Annotated in this window: 17 protein-coding genes; 12 read left to right on the top strand and 5 right to left on the bottom strand. The window is 62.1% G+C overall.

Annotated features, from left to right (window positions below; translation table 11 throughout):
- Positions 1 to 275: 275 nt before the first annotated feature.
- The 8 genes from CS1GBM3_RS10480 (at position 276) to CS1GBM3_RS19800 (ending at position 9121) form a co-directional block, all read left to right on the top strand.
- Positions 276 to 1133 (top strand): FAD binding domain-containing protein, encoded by an 858-nt coding sequence (locus tag CS1GBM3_RS10480; protein WP_072395192.1) that lies wholly within the window; start codon positions 276 to 278, stop codon positions 1131 to 1133.
- An 8-nt stretch (positions 1134 to 1141) separates the two neighbouring features.
- The gene (locus tag CS1GBM3_RS10475) at positions 1142 to 1672 is read left to right on the top strand and encodes a (2Fe-2S)-binding protein (RefSeq protein WP_072395191.1); all 531 of its coding nucleotides are present in this window, start codon (positions 1142 to 1144) and stop codon (positions 1670 to 1672) included.
- Positions 1673 to 1684: 12 nt separating this feature from the next.
- Entirely contained in the window at positions 1685 to 4072 is a 2388-nt protein-coding gene (gene cutA, locus CS1GBM3_RS10470; protein ID WP_072395190.1) for an aerobic carbon-monoxide dehydrogenase large subunit, read from the top strand.
- A 112-nt stretch (positions 4073 to 4184) separates the two neighbouring features.
- Positions 4185 to 5273, top strand: a complete 1089-nt coding sequence (locus CS1GBM3_RS10465) for a BMP family ABC transporter substrate-binding protein (protein WP_072395189.1) — start codon at positions 4185 to 4187, stop codon at positions 5271 to 5273.
- A gap of 17 nt (positions 5274 to 5290) precedes the next feature.
- Positions 5291 to 6793: an ABC transporter ATP-binding protein gene (locus CS1GBM3_RS10460; protein ID WP_072395188.1), complete on the top strand. Its 1503-nt coding sequence runs from the start codon at positions 5291 to 5293 to the stop codon at positions 6791 to 6793.
- Positions 6786 to 7865 (top strand): ABC transporter permease, encoded by a 1080-nt coding sequence (locus CS1GBM3_RS10455; protein WP_072395187.1) that lies wholly within the window; start codon positions 6786 to 6788, stop codon positions 7863 to 7865. Before CS1GBM3_RS10460 ends, CS1GBM3_RS10455 begins: the two co-directional genes overlap by 8 nt.
- 9 nt (positions 7866 to 7874) lie before the next feature.
- Positions 7875 to 8807 (top strand): ABC transporter permease, encoded by a 933-nt coding sequence (locus CS1GBM3_RS10450; protein WP_072395186.1) that lies wholly within the window; start codon positions 7875 to 7877, stop codon positions 8805 to 8807.
- Positions 8808 to 8959: 152 nt separating this feature from the next.
- Positions 8960 to 9121, top strand: a complete 162-nt coding sequence (locus CS1GBM3_RS19800; RefSeq protein ID WP_171946474.1) for a hypothetical protein — start codon at positions 8960 to 8962, stop codon at positions 9119 to 9121.
- A 41-nt stretch (positions 9122 to 9162) separates the two neighbouring features.
- On the opposite strand, the gene CS1GBM3_RS10440 is transcribed toward CS1GBM3_RS19800, so the two are convergent.
- The 5 genes from CS1GBM3_RS10440 to uraD all read right to left on the bottom strand — a co-directional run bounded on the left by CS1GBM3_RS10440 (position 9163) and on the right by uraD (position 15216).
- A complete protein-coding gene (locus CS1GBM3_RS10440) occupies positions 9163 to 11850 on the bottom strand; it encodes a molybdopterin-dependent oxidoreductase (protein WP_072395184.1) in 2688 nt (895 codons plus the stop codon).
- The gene (locus CS1GBM3_RS10435) at positions 11847 to 12671 is read right to left on the bottom strand and encodes an FAD binding domain-containing protein (RefSeq protein WP_072395183.1); all 825 of its coding nucleotides are present in this window, start codon (positions 12669 to 12671) and stop codon (positions 11847 to 11849) included. The genes CS1GBM3_RS10440 and CS1GBM3_RS10435 overlap by 4 nt, the downstream gene beginning before the upstream one ends.
- Before the next feature lie 496 nt (positions 12672 to 13167).
- Positions 13168 to 13680 carry an ureidoglycolate lyase gene (locus tag CS1GBM3_RS10430; protein ID WP_072395182.1) on the bottom strand — a complete coding sequence of 171 codons (513 nt, stop codon included), beginning with the start codon at positions 13678 to 13680 and terminating at the stop codon, positions 13168 to 13170.
- A 10-nt stretch (positions 13681 to 13690) separates the two neighbouring features.
- Complete coding sequence (gene alc, locus CS1GBM3_RS10425) at positions 13691 to 14692, bottom strand: allantoicase (RefSeq protein ID WP_072395181.1); 1002 nt, start codon at positions 14690 to 14692, stop codon at positions 13691 to 13693.
- The gene (uraD, locus tag CS1GBM3_RS10420) at positions 14689 to 15216 is read right to left on the bottom strand and encodes a 2-oxo-4-hydroxy-4-carboxy-5-ureidoimidazoline decarboxylase (RefSeq protein WP_072395179.1); all 528 of its coding nucleotides are present in this window, start codon (positions 15214 to 15216) and stop codon (positions 14689 to 14691) included. Before uraD ends, alc begins: the two co-directional genes overlap by 4 nt.
- A 312-nt stretch (positions 15217 to 15528) precedes the next feature.
- Here uraD and uraH point away from each other — a divergent pair, with 312 nt between their 5' ends.
- The 4 genes from uraH (at position 15529) to CS1GBM3_RS10400 (ending at position 19551) form a co-directional block, all read left to right on the top strand.
- Entirely contained in the window at positions 15529 to 15882 is a 354-nt protein-coding gene (uraH, locus tag CS1GBM3_RS10415; protein ID WP_072395177.1) for a hydroxyisourate hydrolase, read from the top strand.
- Between the two features lie 89 nt (positions 15883 to 15971).
- Positions 15972 to 17516, top strand: coding sequence for an ABC transporter ATP-binding protein (locus CS1GBM3_RS10410; protein WP_072395175.1), 1545 nt, complete (start codon positions 15972 to 15974; stop codon positions 17514 to 17516).
- The gene (locus CS1GBM3_RS10405) at positions 17509 to 18618 is read left to right on the top strand and encodes an ABC transporter permease (RefSeq protein ID WP_072395173.1); all 1110 of its coding nucleotides are present in this window, start codon (positions 17509 to 17511) and stop codon (positions 18616 to 18618) included. Before CS1GBM3_RS10410 ends, CS1GBM3_RS10405 begins: the two co-directional genes overlap by 8 nt.
- Positions 18619 to 18630: 12 nt before the next feature.
- Positions 18631 to 19551, top strand: coding sequence for an ABC transporter permease (locus CS1GBM3_RS10400; RefSeq protein ID WP_072395171.1), 921 nt, complete (start codon positions 18631 to 18633; stop codon positions 19549 to 19551).
- Positions 19552 to 19627 lie beyond the last annotated feature (76 nt).

Here is a 19627-nt window from a genome sequence, read left to right as displayed (position 1 = left end):
CCGTGCGTGTGCGTTTTTTTATGCGCAGAACCTGCGACAGAAGCGCAATCTCACTTTTAAATCAGCTTCGGAGATTGACATCAGGCACCGTGCCGGTATCGTAATAACGAATACGATATCCAATATATGGATACAAAAATCAGGCAGCCGCCGCTCAACTTTTGAGCAGTAGAAGCGCTTGAAACGGGAAGGGGAGAGGTCGGTGCAGGTGACTGCGTCGGTCTCGGTGCATCGAAGTCCGGCGTCCCGTGTGTCGCCGGCGCAGGGAAGGCCGTATGAAGCCGCCGCTGTTCGAGTACTCCGCTCCGCGGACCCTACCCGAAGCTATTTCTCTCCTGGCGAACGATCCGGGGGCCATGGTGCTCGCTGGAGGCCAAAGCCTCATCCCGGCGATGAACTTTCGCCTCTCGAGCCCGTCCCGGCTCGTCGACATCCAGCACGTCGACGGGTTGCGCGGCATTGACGTCTCCAATGGGCGGATCGTCGTCAAGGCCATGACGCGTCACCGCGAGCTCGAGCTCAGTGACGCGGCCTTTCAAGCCAACCCGCTCATTCGCGAGACGATTGCGAACGTCGCGCATGTGCCGATACGAAATCGTGGCACGGTGGTCGGCAGTCTGTGTCACGCCGACGCCGCAGCCGAATTGCCTCTGCTTCTGCTTTTGACCGGTGGCGCCGTTGTTGCCGAAGGCCCACAAGGCCGCCGCGAGATCGCAGCGCGCGATTTCTTCACCTTCCACATGACCACGTCGCGTCTGCCGGGCGAGATCATTGTCGAGGCACGCTTTCCCGCGCTGCCTCCGGGCGCGGGCTGGGCATTTCTAGAGTTCACACGCCGGCATGGGGATTACGCGATCGCGTCTGTCGGCGCTATCGTGCGCCGTTTCGGTGGGCGTGCCGAAGTCTCACTGGCAGCCGGCGGCATCTCTTCGCGCCCGATCATCCTCACGGCTGCGCAAGACGTGCTCAACGGCAGCGATCTTTCCGCGGGCAAGCTCGCGGAGGCGGGGAAGGCTGCCGCTCAAGCGGTCACCGCAGCGGACGACATCCATGCCACCGCCGATTATCGCCGTCGCCTTGTTGCGGCGCTGGTCGGGCGAACCGTTTCCAAAGCTCTTTCGCGGGTCAGCTAGGAATCAGAATGCAGCGCAGAAAAATAAAACCCAAGCTACCCACGACCTCGGAGGATCCGAAATCCGAGGTGACGCTCACCATCAACGGCGAAACGGTTACGCGCGAGGTGAGTGTGCGCATGCTGCTTTCGGATTTCCTGCGTCATGAGGTCGGTCTCACAGGTACGCACGTGGGATGCGAGCACGGCGTATGCGGCGCTTGCACGGTTATGATCAATGGTGCGGCTGCTCGCTCGTGTCTGACGCTGGCGGTGCAGGCCTCGGGCGCCACCGTCCGCACCATCGAGTCCGTTGCGGCGGAAGATGGGGCGCTCCATCCCTTGCAGGAAGCGTTTCGCGATTGTCATAGCCTGCAGTGCGGGTACTGCACGCCGGGCTTCATCATGAACATCCTCAGCCACTTCGAGTCCGGGCAGCCCGTGGATCTTTCCGAGGAGGGCATCCGCAATGTGCTGGCGGGCAATCTTTGCCGCTGCACCGGGTACCAGAACATCGTCGCTGCCTACCGGCAGGCGGCTGAGCGGCTCGCGATTCGCTGAGGGAGGGGGACGATGTCTACGCGCGCCTTCGGAAGCCGCATCAAGCGAAACATAGATCCCAAGCTCCTGCGCGGCGAGGGAGCTTTTGTCGACGATATTCCGCTGACCAATCCGCTGCACGCGGCGTTCGTGCGTAGCCCGTTCGCGCGCGCCAAGATCCTTTCGATCGACGTGACGGCTGCCCGGGCCCATCCCGGCGTCGCCGCGGTTTACACGGCCGACAATTCAGGTCCACTTGATTGCGAGTTGCCGCAGCTCATCCCGCATCCGTCGATGACCGACCCGCGCACGCAGCGTCCGCTGGCGCGCGGCGACGTCTACTACGTTGGCCAGCCGGTGGCGATGATCGTCGCCGTCGATCGCTATGCCGCAGAGGATGCGGCCGCGCTGATCGACATCGACTATGAGCCGCTGCCGGTCGAGCTCGATCTCGAGCGGGCGGTTCTCGATGACGCGCCGCTTGTTCACGCGACGCATCCGAAGAACATCGCGGCGGAGTTCCGGCAGATCTGCGGAGATCCTGACACGGCCATTGCGCAGGCGGAGCATGTTACGCGCATTCGCGTGCAGATCGATCGCTCGACCGCGGCCCCGATGGAATGCCGTGCCGTGGCAGCAGTCTTCGATACCACGACAGGCGAGTTGACGGTCTGGGACGGCACGCAAGCGCCGATCTCGGTCCGGGGTGCCCTGGCGTCCATCCTGGATATAGACGAGGACAAGGTGCGTGTCATCGCCCCCGATGTGGGCGGCGGTTTCGGCCAGAAGGTCTATCAGTTCTATCCCGACGAGCTTCTGGTGCCGATGGCGGCGCGGGATTTGGGACGTCCCGTCAAGTTCATCGAAGATCGGCGCGAGAACTTCATCGGCTCGTCGCAAGAGCGCACGCAGATCCACACCATCGAGCTGTTCGCAAAGAAGACCGGCGAAGTGCTGGCTTTGCGCGATACCTTTCTGCACGACACCGGTGCGTTCATTCCCTATGGCATCGCCATTCCGCAGGTGGCTTCGACGTCCATTGCGGGGCCGTACCGCATCAATCACATCGATGTGGAGTTCCGCTCCGTCTATACGCCGACGACGCCCGTGACGCCCTACCGCGGTTGCGGTCGTCCGCAGGCAAACTTCGCCATCGAGAGGGCGATGGATCAGCTTGCGTTGGAGCTCGGCCTCGACCGTTTTGAGGTGCGCCGGCGCAATCTCATCGCTGATCACGAGTTTCCGGTTCTACGTGCAGGCCTGCTCTTCGCCGATGGTCTACCGGTCAGTCTCGATAGCGGACAGTATCATCGTGCGCTCGAGATGGTTTCGGAGGCCATTAGCCCGTCGGGTTTCGCCAGAGAGCAGGAGAAGGCGCGAGCGGAGGGCCGATACATCGGACTTGGACTTGCCTTCTACATTGAGGGGACGGGACTCGGGCCGTACGAAGGCGGCCACGTTCGCGTTCATCCCATCACCGGCAAGGTGTACGTCAACACTGGTTTAACGACGCAAGGCCAAGGACACGACACGATCTTCGCGCAGATCGTTTCCGATCAGCTCGGCGTCGAGGTGGAGGACGTGATCGTCGTCGAAGGCGACACGAAGGCCTATGACTGGGGTGTGGCGACGTTTGCCAGCCGCGCGGCGGTTGTCTCGGGCAACGCCATCCATCAGTCGGCGGCGATCGTTCGCAAGAAGACCATAGAAGCCGCATCAAACATGCTGGAGGTGGATCCCGCAGACATCGAGCTTCGTGGCGGCGCGGCGTGGGTTCGCGGTACCAATCGCAGCGTTTCGCTAGCCGCGATCGCAACGGCGACGAACCCACTGCGCTACGCGTTCAACGAGGCAGCGAAGGCCGCGACCCAGTTCGCTCCGGCGAGCCGGCACGACGGACCATCGTTGCGGCCTGGCGAGCATCCGGGCCTCGAGGCAACCGATTACTACAGCCCGCCGAGCGCGACCTGGGCCTATGGCGTTCACGCCGGAATTGTCGAGGTCGATCCGGAGACATGCGCCGTCAAGGTGCTGCGCTACGTCTGCGTCCATGATTGCGGGAAGATGATCAATCCGACGATCGTCGAGGGGCAGATCATGGGCGGTATCGCGCAGGGTTTTGGAGGTGCGCTCTACGAGCACATCGATTTTGATGCCGAGGGCAATCCGATCAACGCCAGCTTCGTCGATTTCCTCGTGCCGTACGCGACCGAAGTGCCGCCGGTCGAGATCCTGCATCTCGAGACGCCGTCGCCGCTCAATCCGCTTGGGGTCAAGGGCGTGGGTGAAGCGGGCTGCATTCCAGTGGGTGCAGTCGTGGCGTCGGCGATCGAGGACGCGCTGCGTCCGCTGGGTGCGGCGCCATTCCGGCACGTGCCGATCACACCGAGCATGATTCACGTCGCACTCACTGCGGCTTGAGAGGGGAAAGGGCAACGCGACGAAGACTCCGCGTTGAACGGAGCCCAGCGGGACTAAGACGACGATCACTAGCCGCCGCAAGGCGGGCAGCATCAGACGAGGGAATACAATTATGTTCTCAGGGTTATCGAAATCACTGGCCACAGCACTGCTCGGCACACTTGTCCTGGCATCGCCCAGCGTGGCTGCTTTCAAGCTCAAGGGCGAGCCCAAGCCTGCCTTGATCATCTTCTCGCAGAAGAATGATGGCGGCTGGTCGCAATCGCTGGACGAAGCGCGTCAGCGGATGGAGAAGAGCATGGGGATCAAGATCCCCGTGGTCGAGAATGTGCCGGAGAATGCGACTGCAATCCGTCCGGCCGTCGAACTGTTCATTCAGCGCGGATTCAACGTCATCATCGGCTCGGCGTTCGGCTACTCCGACACCTTCAAGGAGCTGGCCGATAAGTATCCCGACGTCGCGTTCCTCAATCCGGCCGGCACCACGAATGGCCCCAACCTCCAGAGCTTCTACGGCCGTACATACGAGAGCCACTATCTGTGCGGCATGGCCGCCGGGGCGGCATCGAAGGACGGCAAGATCGGCTTCGTCGCGGCGAACCCCTTCGGTCTCGTCAACTGGACCGTGAATGCCTATGCGCTCGGGGCGCGCCAGATGAATCCAAAGGCCACGGTGACGGTTATTTTCACCGGCGCCTGGAACGATCCCGTCAAAGAGCGCGCTGCGGCGGAGGCTCTGATCGAGCAGGGCATCGATGTTATTGGTCAACACGTCGATACGCCCGCCACGCAGATCGTGGCGCAGGAGAAGGGTGTCTACGGCACGGGTCATCATCGTGATCTGACGGAATTCGCGCCCAAGGCCGTGCAGTGCTCGTCCGCCTGGGTGTGGGACCGTTACCTCGAGCCCGAGATCAAGCAGATCGCGTCGGGCTCCTGGGAGACGCAGCCGTACGGCGCGTTTCTCTCCATCAACGAGGGCGGCGCCGATATCGCGTGCTGCGGCTCGGCCGTGTCGGCGGAAGCCAAGGAGAAGATCATGGCGGCCCGTCAGGAGATCATCGACGGCAAGCTGAAGATCTATGCCGGTCCGCTCAAGGATCGCGACGGCACCGAGCGCGTGGCCGCTGGGCAGGTCCTCGGAGACGCCGATCTCTGGAAGATGGACTGGTTCGTCGACGGCGTGATCAGCCAGAAATAAGGTGTCGCGGCGTATCGATGACGTCTGCACTCAGACTGACTGATATCTCGAAGTCCTTCGATGGCTTCAAGGCTCTGTCGGGCGCGTCCTTCGTGGTCGCGCCCGGCGAGGTTCATGCTTTGCTCGGCGAGAACGGTGCCGGCAAGTCGACTCTGATGAATGTCGCCTGCGGGCTTTATCGCCCCGACGAAGGAAACATTCTCATTCACGGTCGAGAGGCTTTCATCAGCGGCCCTCTCGAGGCACGGCAGATGGGCATCGGAATGGTTCACCAGCACTACAAGCTGGTGAAGACGTTCAATGCCGTTGAGAATATTTTGTTGGCCTGCGGAGCCGCTCGGTATGGACAGGGGCTTGTCGATATCGAGACCGCGATCCGTCGCACTTGCGAGGCCGTGGGCTTCGACGTCGATCTTACGCGTCCCGTCGGAAGCCTGTCGGTTGCCGAGCAGCAGCGTGTCGAAATTCTCAAGGTGCTCGTCGACGGTGCGAAGATCCTGATTCTGGACGAGCCGACGGCCGTTCTGACCGACAAAGAGGGTGAGGCGTTGCTTCGGATGATCCGGCAGCTCGCCGACAATGGTGCGGCCGTGGTTCTCGTCACGCACAAGCTCGGTGAGGTGAAGGGGTATGCCGATCAGGTCACGGTTATGCGTGGCGGACGCACGGTGGCGACCGCCAAGCCCTCCGAGCTTTCGATTGTCGATCTGACTAGCATGGTGGTCGGTGCTACGATTCCTCAAAACCGCGTTCCGGCCGCGGCGCCGGGCGAGCCGGTGCTGACGGTTTCGAGTCTTTCCGGCTGTCGCGCGGATGGCCTCAAGGCGCTCGACAATGCCAGCCTTACAGTGCGGAGCGGAGAAATCTATTCGATCGCGGGCGTTGGCGGAAACGGACAGACGGAATTTGCGGAGATCCTGATGGGCGTCCGTGCGCCGCTATCCGGCCGCGTCGAGATTGCGGGCGTGGGGGGCGTTGTTGCCGATGGTCCCAAGCGCCGTCGCGATCTCGGGCTGGTGTCGATCCCTGCCGATCGTCACGCATACGGTCTCGCAGGTGATCTCTCGATCGCTGATAACTACGCGGTCACCGGCGTGCTTTCTGGCCGCTTCGGCGGTTGGCTCAGGGTAGAGAGCGGAAAGATCGACGTTGAAGCCGCGGATGCCGTGGGCGCATTCGATGTCCAGGGTGTGCGCAGCCTGCGCCAGAAGGCTGCTCTCCTGTCGGGTGGAAACGCGCAGAAGCTGGTTATCGCCCGCGAGTTTTCGCAGGCGCCCAAGATCGTGCTGGCGCACAGCCCGAGCCGCGGGCTCGATGTGCGCGCCGCCAGCGAGGTGCATCGGCGTTTGCGGGAAGCGCGTGACGCGGGTGCGGGCGTGCTGCTCATCAGCGAGGATCTCGACGAGATCATGCTGCTTTCCGATCGCATCGGAGTGATGAGCCGAGGCCGCATCGTGGGCGAGTTCACGGCGCCCGCAGATCGCCAGGCGATCGGAGCGGCGATGGTGCACCATGGCTGATTACCTGCGGCCGTTGCCGCCCAAGCGGATCAATATCGAGCTTCGCCAGAATGCATCTCCACTGCTTCAGGCGGCGATCATTGCTGGCGGTCTAGGCATAGGTCTCGCCATTGCGACGCTGATTCTTATGGCCTCAGGCGTCGGTCCCGGCGATCTCGTCAACGAGTTTGTCGTTGCGATTTTCTCGAGCCCGCAGAGCCTTTCGGCCGTGCTGGTTCAGGCCGCGCCGCTGCTCATTGTGGGATTGAGCGCAGCGGTGGCGTTTCGGGTGCGCTTCTGGAACATCGGCATCGAAGGACAGATGATTCTCGGCTCGATCGCTGCGACGGCGATCGCTATCAACGACATCGGCCCGCCATCCATCCGGCTGCTCCTTATGGGGCTCGCCGCAGCGGCGGCCGGAATGGCTTGGATCGTGGTGCCGACGTTGCTGCGCATCCGGCTTGGCATCAACGAGATCATTTCGACGCTGCTGCTCAACTACGTGGCTTTCAACTTTCTCTTGCACTTGCTCTATGGCGCGTGGCGCGATCCCAAGAGCAGCTTTCCAAACTCCGAGCAATTCGGTACGGCGGAGCGCCTCGGTCTCGTCGGCTGGGAGAACCTGACCTACGCGCTGCCGCTAGCGCTCGTTCTCGCGCTGCTGGCGTGGTGGCTGCTCAACCTCAGCCGTTTCGGGTTCTTCACGCGCGTCGTGCATGCCAATCCGCGCATGGCGGCGGCGGCAGGATTGCCGGTGACAGCGGTCATCCTGATTTCAGCGATGCTGTCGGGCGCGCTCTCGGGGCTTGCGGGCTTTGCCATCAGCGCGGGCGTCGAATACCGGCTCACTCAATCCTATTTCGTCGGCTACGGGTTCTCCGGCATCCTGATCGGCTTCCTGGCCCGCAACAATCCGATCGCGGCGATCATCGTCGCGTTGCTTGTCGCCGTGCTCTTTGTCGGTGGCCAGAGCCTGCAAGTCTTCTATCAGATCCCGGGGTCGATGGTGCAACTCGTGCAGGCGATCATCGTGATCTGCGTTGCGTCATCGGATTTCTTCGTGCGCCATCGCTTGCGGCTCTTGAGATAGGGGGAGGCGGTGGACTTCTTCATCAACTGGATGGCCAATGTGCCGCCGTTCGCGGTTCCGTTCGCTTTGGCCGCGCTTGGCCTCATCGTCACGGAGAAGTCGGGTGTGCTGTCGCTCGGCGCGGAAGGCTATTTGCTGGTCGGCGCCATGGCGGGTGTCGGCTGCACGTTGACGCTCGGCGGCTATCCGCTTCTCGCCATAGTCGTGGCCGCGCTCGCCACCGCCGTCTTTTCGATGATCTTTGCCGCGATGGTGGTGAGCCTGCGCGTCAACCAGGTCATTGCGGGCCTTGCCATGGTGTTCCTGGCGCAGGGGCTCACCGGCCTTATCGCGACGCAGCAGGGATGGACCAACCAGCCCGTTGCCGGGCTTGCGCCGGTTCCGCTCGGTCCGCTCTCCGATATTCCTGTCCTGGGGCCGCTTCTCTTCGATCACGATGCCGTCGTTTATCTCACCGGTCCGATTTTTGCGTTCGTCGCGTTCGTTCTCACGCGCTCGATGGTCGGTCTCAGGCTGCGTGCCGTGGGTGACGGACCCGATGCAGCAGACGCGGCGGGTATCAACGTTGCGCTTTACCGCTATCTCGCCATTGCGGCCGGTGCGGCGCTGGTTGGACTGGCCGGCGGCTACTTGTCGGTCGGTGTCGCGAGAATCTGGGTCGACGGCATGGCCGGCGGCCGCGGCTGGATTGCGATCGCACTCGTCATCTTTGCGCGCTGGCACCCATGGCGCGCGCTCGCAGGCGCTCTTCTCTTCGGCAGCATCGAAGCGCTAATTCCGCGCATTGCTGCGGTCGGACTGCAAGTGCCGCAATACTTCGTTCTGATGGCGCCCTATCTGGCAACGCTCGCCGTCATGATCTGGACCAGCCTGCGCCCGGGCGGCCGCTTGCACGAGCCACAGGCGCTTGGTCAGGCGCATTTGCGCGAAGAACGACGCTAGAGAGGCGAACGAGACGCGTCCATGCCGCTCGACAATCTGGAATGCTGTTGCGCTGGAAGCGCAGAATGCAATCCGCAACGGACGCAATCGGTCGGTTCGATATAGAAAAGGATCACCTCATTTCGATATCAAGCTGCCATGCGGGAGCGGCCTTGATTGAGTGGCGTAAGCAACTTGGGTTCGACGATGGGGACATCGCACGCATTCGCAGCCCGATCGGGCTTGTTCCTGGCGCCAAGTCGCGCCCGACGCTTGCGATCGGAATCCTGGCGGAGTTCGCTTCGGAGGCTAAGCAGGCTGGGCTCATCGATTGAGGCGAATGGTCGATTGCACCCGCCGATGGTCGTCTTAGGGCTCAGGTCTCCGTTCGCGCGTAGATCTTGTCGGCAGCCAATGGCGTTGCGAAGAAGCGCCTGCCTGTCGCGTCGCGAATGGCATTGGCGAGGGCTGCTGCCACGGGATTGAACGGGCTCTCGCTCATCGACTTGGCGCCGAGTGGTCCGAGCGCGTCGCTGGTGTCGGCAAACAATACTTCAGTTCGGGGAATGTCGGCGAATGCGGGGATGTGATAGCCGCGCAGCGTATTCGTCGTCACCCGGCCGCTCTCGTCGATATCGACGTGCTCGTACAGGGCGGCGCCGATGGCCTGAGCGACACCGCCTTCGATCTGGCCGCGGCATTGCATCGGGTTGATGACGGTGCCTGCGTCGGCGGCGTGCACGCTTTTGAGGATGCGAACAACGCCGGTCACACGGTGAACGGCGACCTTGAATGCCTGGACGTTGAATGTCACCGAGCGCGGGCTTCCCCCGTCTTGACCTCTCGCCGAAATGCCGCTCTCCCGTGCGATCTCCTCGAGCGATATGCGCGCGTTTCCCGATATGACGGCGTCTGCAACGAGCGTGCAGCTCTGCTCGGGTACTTTCATCAGAGCGGCTGCCCGCGCGATAACGCGTGCTTTCAGAAGAGTCGCGGCTGCGAACGTGGCCTTTCCGGCCACGACCGTGCCTGTCGATCCGAAGGCGCCCGTATCATAGCCTGATTTGTCCGTGTCCGATTGGACGACGCGGATCCGGCCGACATCTGTGTTCAGCGCGGTGGCCGCGAGCTGTGCGTGGACTGTCGTCGTGCCGTTTCCGAATTCGGCAGTTCCGGTTGCGATCTCGTAAGCTCCATCGGCCACCAAACGGGCTTCGACATTGGCGTGATGGCCGCGCGGTGGAATGGTGTCGAGCATGCCGATGGCCATGCCCTCACCCGTTTGCCATTTGCTGGGATCTACCGTGGGGCCAGGGTCGCGCGCGAGCGCGCGCTCGGCCAGGTCGAGGCATTGATCGAGGCCGTAGCTTCCGAATTCCACGTCATGGGGATGCTCGTTATACGCAAGCATCCGGTCTCCGGGCTGCACGACATTGCGCCGGCGCATCTCGAACGGATCGATTGCAAGCGTACGGGCGAGCTCGTCGATGGCGGATTCGATTGCGAAGTTGATCTGGCTCAGGCCGTAACCGCGGAAGGCGCCGGATGGCACCGCGTTCGTATAGACGGCGTAGCCGGTGATGCGCTTGTTTGGGCATTTGTAGAGGGCTACGGATTCATTGCAGCCGTGGAACAGGACGCCGGGGGCATGGTTGCCGTAGGCTCCGGTGTTGGAGACGACGTCCATTTCAATCGCCGTTAGTGCGCCGTCTTTCTTGGCTCCGAGCCGGATCCGGACCTGCATGGGGTGGCGCGTGGTGGCGCCGATGAACTGCTCCTCGCGTGTGAATTCGAGCTTGACCGGGCGTTTTAAACGCAACGCGGCAAGCGTCGTGATGTCCTCGGTCAGAAGCTCCTGCTTGCCGCCGAACCCACCGCCCACCCGGGCGCAGATCACCCTGATGCGGTTTGGATCGAGGCCGAACAGGGTCGCGAGGCGACGGCGTGCCAGGAAAGGGACCTGGGAGCTTGTGCGTACGTTGAGCCGCCCGTCGTCGTCGACCCAGGCGAGGGACGCGTGTGTCTCGAGGTGTGTGTGCTGGACGCGCTGGCTCTCGTAGACGCCCTCGTGAATGGAATCCGCGGCGGCGAAGCCGGCATCCGAATCTCCGATATCGCCGTGCAGCTCCGCTACGATGTTTCGATGCGGCTGCGTGGCCGTCTTCCGCGGATCGTTGTGTAACAGCGGCGCTCCCGGCTGCATGGCGGCGAGCGGGTCGAATATGGCGGGCAGGAGCTCGTAGGTCACATCCAGCTTGCGGCAGGCTTCTTCGGCAGCGGCTTCGGTGTCCGCAACGACGGCGGCGATGCGCTGGCCTATGAATCGCACGATGGAATCGAGGACGAGCGTGTCGGGCGGGTCGTCGGAATCGAGCTCGTGAAGGCCGCTCGAGAACAGAACGGGGGGCGCGTCCTCGTGCGTGAGGATGAGGTGCACCCCCGGCACAGCAAGTGCTGCGGATTTGTCGATCGCGACGATGCGTGCGTGGGCGTACGGAGAGCGTAGCAGCTTGAGGTGAAGGACACCCGTCATGTCGGTGTCGAGCGTGTAGGGCTCTCGCCCCGTCACGATGCGGCAGCTCGCGGGGGCCATGAGGTTGTGGCCGACAGCGTCCCCCGGCGCAGACGCTTCCGTATGCCGGATGCCGCAGATGGCATCCTCGATGGCGCGATAGCCTGTGCAACGGCAGAGATTGCCCTTCAGCGCGGCGGGCAGGTCATCCAGTTGTGACGCCGTCAGCTTGTCGACGGTCATGATCATGCCTGCGGTGCAAAAGCCGCATTGGAAGCCCTGCGCCTCGACGAACTTCTGCTGTACCGGAGAGAGCGTTTCGCCGTCTGCCAGGCCTTCGATCGTGGTGACGGACCGCCCGACTGCGCGGTGAGCCGGGTAGAGACAGCTGTGTACCGGCATGCCATCGACATGCACCGTGCAGGCGCCGCAATCACCGGCGTCACACCCTTTCTTGACGCCGAAAAAACCGTTCTCGCGCAGAAATGTCCTGAGGCATTGCTCGGCGCGCGGATGTTTCGAGACCGGCCGGCCGTTGACGTGGATGGTCATATCTCTGGGCTGTCTGCCAATTCCTGGCGAATCTCTTCGCCCAAGTGGACTGTCAGGTGTCGCCTCCAATGGGGCGCGCCGTGTATGTCGTCGTGATAGAGCGAGTCCGGGATTGCTGCGTCTATTCCCCGGCGAAGCGTGCTCGCATCGGGTATGCCTTCGAACTCGATCCGGATGGGACGTACGGTCGATGCCGTAACCGTCAGAACGAAATTGCCTGTGGGGGAGAGTGTTCCGATCAGGAGTGCGGCGGAGCGCCCGCGTGGGGTCAAAGAGACCTGGCGGAATGCCGCGCGCTGCTCGAGAGCTGCAACCGGAATGTCGATTGAGCGCAGCAGGTCCCCTTGCTTCAGCACGTTGTTGCTGTTGCCGGTCACGAATTCCGCGACGGGGACGTAGCGCGTGATCCCATCGGCCGTCCAAATGATGCATGTTGCGTCGAGCGCAGCCGCGAGAGATGTCATCGCGCCCGCAGGTAGCGATAGGCAAATGTTGCCGCCGACGGTGGCCATATTCCAGATCTTGAATGAGGCAAGCAGCGCATCACAGCACCGGTCGATCAGGTGGCCTGCCGCCCAATCGGCAGGGCGAGGCCACGCCTTTAAATCGCGAATCTTGCAAGTTGCCGCGATTTTGAAGCTCGATTCATCCAGCTCGATCGGGGGCCAATCGAAACCGTCGAGGTCTATCAGCCGACGAAGCGTCGGCTGAGGCTCAGAATAGAGCCAAGTTCCACCCCCCAGCCAAGCGTCACCGTCCCGCCAGCTTGTGCGGGCGGCGGCAGGATCAACCACGATTTCGGTGATGGCGTTCAAATCCAAGCGTCAAGCTCCGGCGCCGCGAAGGGACGCGGATGGGTTCCGACACGGTTCATGACATGGGGTGAGAGGGAAATGCTGCCGTCCGGTGCGGCCTCAATCCGAGTGCCTCTAGCGTGACGGCTGCGATAAGAGTCGATGTCAGCACAATCAGGCTCGGCAGCCACCACGACCATAGTTCCCTCAATCGTCGACGGGGCGGCATGCCTCGAACTTTCGATGCGCCGTCCCCTGAGAGAGACAGAGAACCGGCGCAAGCGCGGCCTCTCACTATGAGAAGAGGTGCAAGTGATGTGCCAGTGTTTGACCGATCATTAAAGTCGTGCAGGCTGAGCATTCCGCATTCATATTTCTCATGCAGATGCTGCATTTGTAGGACGCAATAGTGAGGCCGCAGCGTGCGATAGAGCTCGCTTCCTTGCTCAAAAACGCCGCAGATGAGAGGACGGTTGCCGAGCTTATAGGCTACCTGTGTGCTTCAGTGCACCTGAGCCAGCGCTCATTGGATGTCGTCCGGTCCGATATCGAGCTCCACTTCACTCCCAGCGGCGAAAGTGTGCTCTTCGAGGTTGTTTCCTTTCCCGTCGCGGTCGACGACGAGGAAATCCTGCCAGGGCGCAAGGATCAGGACTGGATAGTGCCAGATGCCTCGCGCGTAGTTCACGCCCTGATCGCCACGCGCGCGAAAGCAACGCAATGTTGCGAGATCCGGCGCGTCACCTCCTTCGGCCACAACGATGAGCCATTCGCTCGGGTTTAACGGAAAGAACGCCTGGCTGCCGAGCGGGTGACGCTCGAGCATCGTGATCTTGATCGGCATCGGCCGCTGGATGGCTCGAAACAGCGACACGATCGGTCTGCCGCGGCCGCGCGAGACATTCACGCGGGCCAGTGCATGAAATCGCGTCGCGAAACCCTCGTTGATCAGCCGCGTCTCGGCGCCCTCGATCTCGATCACCTCGCCGAACGGCTCGAAAGCGGATTTGCTTAGCGGCTCGATGGCAAGCGGCATGGGGCCGTCCTTAAGCGAGCTTGCCGAACAAGCGCAGGCGCGAGACGCCGCCATCGGGAAAGATGTTGAGGCGCAGGTGCGTTATGGGACCTAGATCGGCAACGAGCTTGCCGCCGAAAGTATGGACGCTGTCGGCTTTGAGCTTCTGGGGCGGCAGAAGCTCGTCCCAGAACATGGCCTGCGTTACGAGCGACTGGTGGGTTCCCTGCTCGATGTATGCCGCCTGGAGCGAGCATTTGTCGGGATAGTTGCCCTTGAAGTAGGCAGTGTCGACCTCGATGCGATGAATAGTGCCTGGTGCGCCAAGGGCGATGATGATCCAGTCGTTGCCCGGCTCGCGGCGCCGCCTTGTCTCCCAGCCGTCACCCATGTTGCGGCCGCGTCCTTCCGACAGCAGTGCGGATACGTTGCCATAGTGCGCGTCGTTGTAAGCGATGATGCGGCCGCCGTTCTTCAACGCGGAGAGCTCGATCTCGCTTTCTCGCTCCTCGGCACTCCACTCCCGCTTTGGGATCCCGTGCACGCGAAGCCGTGCTATGCCGCCGTCCGGATAGATCTGCAACTTGAGCCAGTTCACCACGTCGAGATCGGCCACGGAAATATAGTGGTGAACATCCCCTGCGAGTGCCGTCGTGCGGACGAGCGGCCGCCAGCGAGCTTCCGGCCCCGGCGTGCTTTCGCTGAAAAGCCCTTCGAGCGACGCAGCAGGGGGGAAATTGCCGGTGAAGTGGGACGTGTCGATGTCCACGCCTTTTACGATCCCGCTGACGCCCATCTTGATCAGACACCAATCGTTGCCGGTCGTGCGGCGCCGGCGCGTCTCCCATCCGTCCATCCACTTGCCGTGCGCATCGTACCGATCGGGAACGAATACGGCGGGTGCATCCTCGATCAATCGTTCCTTCGGCGCGAAGAACTCGTCCGATGCCTCGACGACCTCCGTCCCAAGATGTGGCGAGGCGAGATTGACATAGTCGTAGATGAAGTCCGGAACGTCGGGATGACGCTTCATTCTTGGGAAGCCTTGATTTTGTTGATGCGTATGCGTGCGATCTTATGCACCTCGTCGAGCGCGGTGCGGAACTCGATTTCCTCGGTGTTCCTGATGCGCGTCTCGAACGCTTCGAGAATATCCGACCGTGTGAGGCCTGTGACCGCGACAATGAAGGGAAATCCGAACCGAACGCGGTAGTTATCGTTGAGCTGTTGGAAGCGTGCGAACTCCTCTGGCGTGCATTGGTCGAGGCTGGCGGAGGTCTGCTCGGAGCGCGAACTTTCCGTCAGGTCGGATGCGATGCCGGTTCTGCTCGCAAGCTCCGGATGAAGCCGAAGCAACTCGAGCTGGCGGGTGCGGCCGCTCGCTTCCACGACGGCCGCCATGCGCTCGGCAATCGCATCCGCGGTTTCGCTTTTCAGTGGCAGTCCTTCGCGCAGCACTATCTCTGCGACCCAGGCGGAATGCTCGTAGACGGCTCCATAGATTTCGAGGTCTTTGGCTTGCGCGAGCGTTTGCTGTGAAGCGTCGTTGTCGTTCATGAGTGTTCTCGTCTGCATCGAAGATGCGCGCACCGGACACGCAAGATACTGCGGACGCGGGTTCGCATATTGCTGAAATCTGCGGCATCGCCCCAACCATTGTGCTGTTTTTTTGTACGCACAATCGCGTTGCGCGATCGGACTTTTGGTTCAATCATTAGGGCAAGAAAATATTCCATGCGTCACCACGTTATTCCGTCCGCCAGACACAGGACGAGTTTGCTCAGGACCGATGTTTAACGTTCGTTCAAATCCGAGCAACAGCAAATTCGAGGTCCAGGCCTACGCTCAGGTCCGGGGGAGGGTGGACCAGTGGGACGTCTAACAACGCACATCCTCGACACAGAGCGGGGGCGCCCAGCTTCAGGGGTGGAGATCGACCTCATTGCGTTGCGTGCGGAGGGGCCAACGGTTGTCGGGAGCGCGGTCACGAACGCTGACGGACGGACGGACGCACCGATTCTTGAAGGCGAGGCCTTCGTGCCGGGAGAGTATGAGCTCCATTTCAAAGTCGGGCTGTATCTCGAAGCCGGTGGCCGATCTTTGCCCCAGCCGAAATTCCTAGACACGATCGTCGTTCGGTTCGGTCTCTCGTCGGCGTCTGAGCACTATCACGTGCCTCTTCTGCTCAGCGCCAACGGCTATTCAACGTATCGCGGGAGTTGAGATGGTGAGAGCTCGGCAAAGCGGTGTGGGAGAGCGCCTCGACAGACGTGTCGCGGCGGGCGATGCCGAGCCAGCTCGGAGGGAGAGTATTGACTGACGAAACCGTTCTCACGCTCGAGGGGATTACGAAAGTATTTCCGGGGGTGATCGCCAACGACAACGTCTCGTTCTCGGTAGGTGCGGGAGAGATCCACGCTCTCCTGGGTGAGAATGGGGCGGGAAAATCGACGCTCGTGAAGATGATCTACGGCGTCATGCGGCCGGATGCCGGACACATGACGTTCCGCGGAGAGCCTTATACCCCGGCGAAGCCGTCAGATGCGCGTGCTCGGGGCATCGGAATGGTGTTCCAGCATTTCTGCCTGTTCGAAGCGCTGACGGTGCTGGAGAACATCGCCCTCGGATTGAGTGCGGCGGAAGCGGCGCAGGGCGATCTCAAACAGCGCATCATCGACATTTCGACGGCATATGGACTGCGGGTCGACCCAGAACGGCTCGTCGGTACGCTTTCGGTTGGCGAGAGGCAGCGCATCGAGATCGTGCGTTGCCTGCTTACGGAGCCCAAGCTCCTAATCATGGACGAACCAACGTCGGTTCTGACACCTCAGGAGGTGGCGGTTCTGTTCCAAACGCTGCGGCGTCTGGCTGAGGAAGGTTGCTCGATCCTCTATATCTCGCACAAGCTTGAGGAGATCCGCTCGCTTTGCAGCAGAGCCACTGTTCTGAGGGGCGGCCGACTGGTTGGAAGCTGCGATCCGCGTCAGGAAACGGCGCGTGGTCTTGCGGAGATGATGATCGGAACCACGCTGCAGACGCCGGCACGCGAGAAGGCGAACCCGCAGCAGATCCGGCTCAAGGTGCAGGATCTTACGCTCGAAAGCGAGGAGCAGTTCGGCGTCGCTCTCGAGAGCGTCACGCTCGCCGTGCACGCGGGTGAGATTCTTGGCATCGCAGGCGTGGCCGGAAACGGTCAGATTGAGCTGATGGAGGCCCTGATCGGCGAGCGCCTCGCTGTTCAAGCCAATCAAATTCTGCTCGACGGTGTTCCGATCGGGCACGAGGGGCCGAAAGCGCGGCGGGCCAAGGGGATGTGCTTCGTGCCCGAGGAGCGTCTTGGGCATGCGACCGTGCCGGGCATGTCGCTTTGGGAGAATACGCTGCTCAGCGCCAACGTGCGCAACGAGCTCGCGACGGGCGGCATCATCAGGCTCGAGAACGCCAACAAATTCGCGAGCGATGTCGTCAACGATCTCAAGGTCAAGGCGGCGAGCGTCCGCTCTCCGGCGCGCAGTCTGTCGGGCGGCAATCTGCAAAAGTTCATCATGGGGCGCGAGATCCTGCAGAAACCGGGAGTGTTCATCGCGTCGCAACCCACATGGGGCGTGGACGCAGGTGCGGCAGCCGCGATCCACCGGGTCCTTCTCGATCTAGCCAAGTCGGGAGCGGCGGTCGTCATCATCTCGCAGGACCTTGACGAGTTGTTCACGATCTCGACGCGGATTTCGGTCATCGCCGGCGGGTACCTGTTCCCGTCGCATCCAACGGAGGAGCTGACAGTTGAGTCGCTCGGTCTCGCAATGGGCGGACGCATGAAAGAGATCTCGGCCGCAAAGGAGGCTGCGGCGCATGCTTAAGCTCATTCCGCGGAAAGAACCGTCGAAGGCCATGCTCTATGCGACGCCGTTCGTCGCCGTGGTGCTGACGGTGATTGCCGGGTTCGTGCTTTTCACGATCCTCGGCAAGGATCCTGCACGAGCCATGTGGCTGTTCTTCGTCAAGCCGCTGACGAGCTTCAACAGTCTCGCTGAGCTGCTCGTAAAAGCAACGCCGCTCATTCTGATCGCTGTCGGGCTTGCTATCGGCTTTCGCGCGGGTGTGTGGAACATCGGTGCCGAGGGCCAGTTCACGGTCGGTGCCATCACCGGCGGTTGCGTTGCGCTGGCGGTCTATCCGGACGGCGGCCTGTGGCTGTTGCCGCTGATGAGCCTTGCCGGCGCGATCGGGGGCATGGCGTGGGCGGCGATCCCGGCGTTCCTGAGAACGAGGTTCAACGCCAATGAGATCCTCGTGAGCCTGATGCTCACGTACGTGGCCGTTCTGCTCTTGAGCTTACTTGTGCATGGCGCGCTTCGCGATCCTGACGGCATGAACTTCCCGGAAAGCCGACTGTTTCAGGATTCAGCTCTGCTGCCGCAGCTCATTTCCGGGACGCGCGCGCACGTCGGCTTCCTCGTGGCGTTGGTCGCGGTGATTGCGGCTTACGTCTATCTCGAGCGGCTGCTCGTCGGTTTCCAGGTCAAGGTGTTCGGAGAGGCGCCTCGCGCTGCTCGCTTTGCCGGGTATTCGGAGCGGCGGATCATCTGGTCGTGCTTCATGATCTCGGGAGGCTTGGCGGGACTTGCCGGCCTCTTCGAAGCTGCGGGTCCGGTCGGGCAGCTCGTTCCGTCGCTTCCCGTCGGCTATGGATTTACCGCCATCATCGTCGCGTTTCTCGGACGTTTGCATCCGCTCGGCATTCTGCTCGCAGGGCTTCTGATGGCACTGACTTACATCGGCGGCGAGACTGCGCAGATCGAGATGAGCCTGCCGAGCGCAACCACGAGCGTGTTCCAGGGCATGCTGCTCTTTTTCCTGCTCGCAACTGACGTGCTTGTGAACTTCCGCCTGGTGCGGGTTGAGAAACCTGCGCCTGTTGCTGCGCCCGCTGCATCGGCGGCGCTGCATGGAGCCGAGTAGGGAAAACGCGCCATGGATCTTTTTCTCAGTATTCTGCTCGGTATCGTGATTGCAGCGACGCCGCTCGTGTTCGCTTCCATTGGGGAGCTCGTCGCGGAACGATCAGGGGTCCTGAACCTTGGTGTCGAGGGCATGATGGTGATCGGGGCGATCGCCGCCTTTGCCGCGACCTACGCAACGGGGAGCTACTTTCTCGGCGGTATTGCCGGGGCATTGGCAGGGGCCGCGATGGGCGGGCTTTTCGGCGTTCTGACGCTGACGCTGATGTCGAACCAGGTGGCGACGGGGTTGGCGCTCACGATGTTCGGCCTCGGTCTTTCGGCACTGATCGGCCAATCCTATTCCGGCATCTCACTCGGTCAGTTTCCGAAAGTCGATATCCCGGTTCTGACCGATCTGCCGTTCATCGGCCCGCTCCTGTTCGGGCAAGATGCGTTCGTCTATCTCTCCATCGCGCTTGTTCTCGGTGTGGCATGGTTTCTCACGAAGTCCCGCGGGGGTCTCATCCTGCGGGCGATCGGCGAGAATCACGATGCAGCCCATGCCATCGGATATTCGGTGATTGGCATTCGTTATCTCGCCGTCATGTTCGGTGGCGCCTGCGCAGGGCTTGGCGGCGCTTATCTGTCTCTGGTGCAGACGCCGCTCTGGGTCGAGAAGATGACGGCCGGGCGCGGCTGGATTGCGCTCGCGCTCGTGGTCTTCGCGTCGTGGAGGCCGCTGCGCCTGTTGGCGGGCGCCTATCTCTTTGGCGGCATCACAATCCTGCAGCTTCACAGTCAGGGACTCGGCATCAAGATCGATGCGCAGATCCTTTCGATGCTGCCCTATCTCGCGACCATTCTGGTGCTCGTGATCATCTCGCGCGACCGAATGAAGATGAAGCTCAATGCGCCTGCCTGTCTTGGCAAGGGCTTTTACGCCACGGGCTGAGCGCGACGTCCTAATCCTATCCATCTCAGCAGGGAGCACGGCATGATCATCACCACTCCGTTACGGCTGCTCAAAG

This window comes from Hyphomicrobium sp. CS1GBMeth3, assembly GCF_900117455.1.
In the GTDB taxonomy this organism is placed as follows: domain Bacteria; phylum Pseudomonadota; class Alphaproteobacteria; order Rhizobiales; family Hyphomicrobiaceae; genus Hyphomicrobium_C.
This window is presented reverse-complemented; position numbering and strand designations above follow the sequence as displayed.

Coding starts and splice junctions, on each gene's coding strand:
- CS1GBM3_RS10480 (WP_072395192.1), top strand. CDS start 276: ATGAAGCCGCCGCTGTTCGAGTACTCCGCTCCGCGGACCCTACCCGAA.
- CS1GBM3_RS10475 (WP_072395191.1), top strand. CDS start 1,142: ATGCAGCGCAGAAAAATAAAACCCAAGCTACCCACGACCTCGGAGGAT.
- cutA (WP_072395190.1), top strand. CDS start 1,685: ATGTCTACGCGCGCCTTCGGAAGCCGCATCAAGCGAAACATAGATCCC.
- CS1GBM3_RS10465 (WP_072395189.1), top strand. CDS start 4,185: ATGTTCTCAGGGTTATCGAAATCACTGGCCACAGCACTGCTCGGCACA.
- CS1GBM3_RS10460 (WP_072395188.1), top strand. CDS start 5,291: ATGACGTCTGCACTCAGACTGACTGATATCTCGAAGTCCTTCGATGGC.
- CS1GBM3_RS10455 (WP_072395187.1), top strand. CDS start 6,786: ATGGCTGATTACCTGCGGCCGTTGCCGCCCAAGCGGATCAATATCGAG.
- CS1GBM3_RS10440 (WP_072395184.1), bottom strand. CDS start 11,850: ATGACCATCCACGTCAACGGCCGGCCGGTCTCGAAACATCCGCGCGCC.
- CS1GBM3_RS10430 (WP_072395182.1), bottom strand. CDS start 13,680: ATGCCGCTTGCCATCGAGCCGCTAAGCAAATCCGCTTTCGAGCCGTTC.
- alc (WP_072395181.1), bottom strand. CDS start 14,692: ATGAAGCGTCATCCCGACGTTCCGGACTTCATCTACGACTATGTCAAT.
- uraD (WP_072395179.1), bottom strand. CDS start 15,216: ATGAACGACAACGACGCTTCACAGCAAACGCTCGCGCAAGCCAAAGAC.
- CS1GBM3_RS10405 (WP_072395173.1), top strand. CDS start 17,509: ATGCTTAAGCTCATTCCGCGGAAAGAACCGTCGAAGGCCATGCTCTAT.
- CS1GBM3_RS10400 (WP_072395171.1), top strand. CDS start 18,631: ATGGATCTTTTTCTCAGTATTCTGCTCGGTATCGTGATTGCAGCGACG.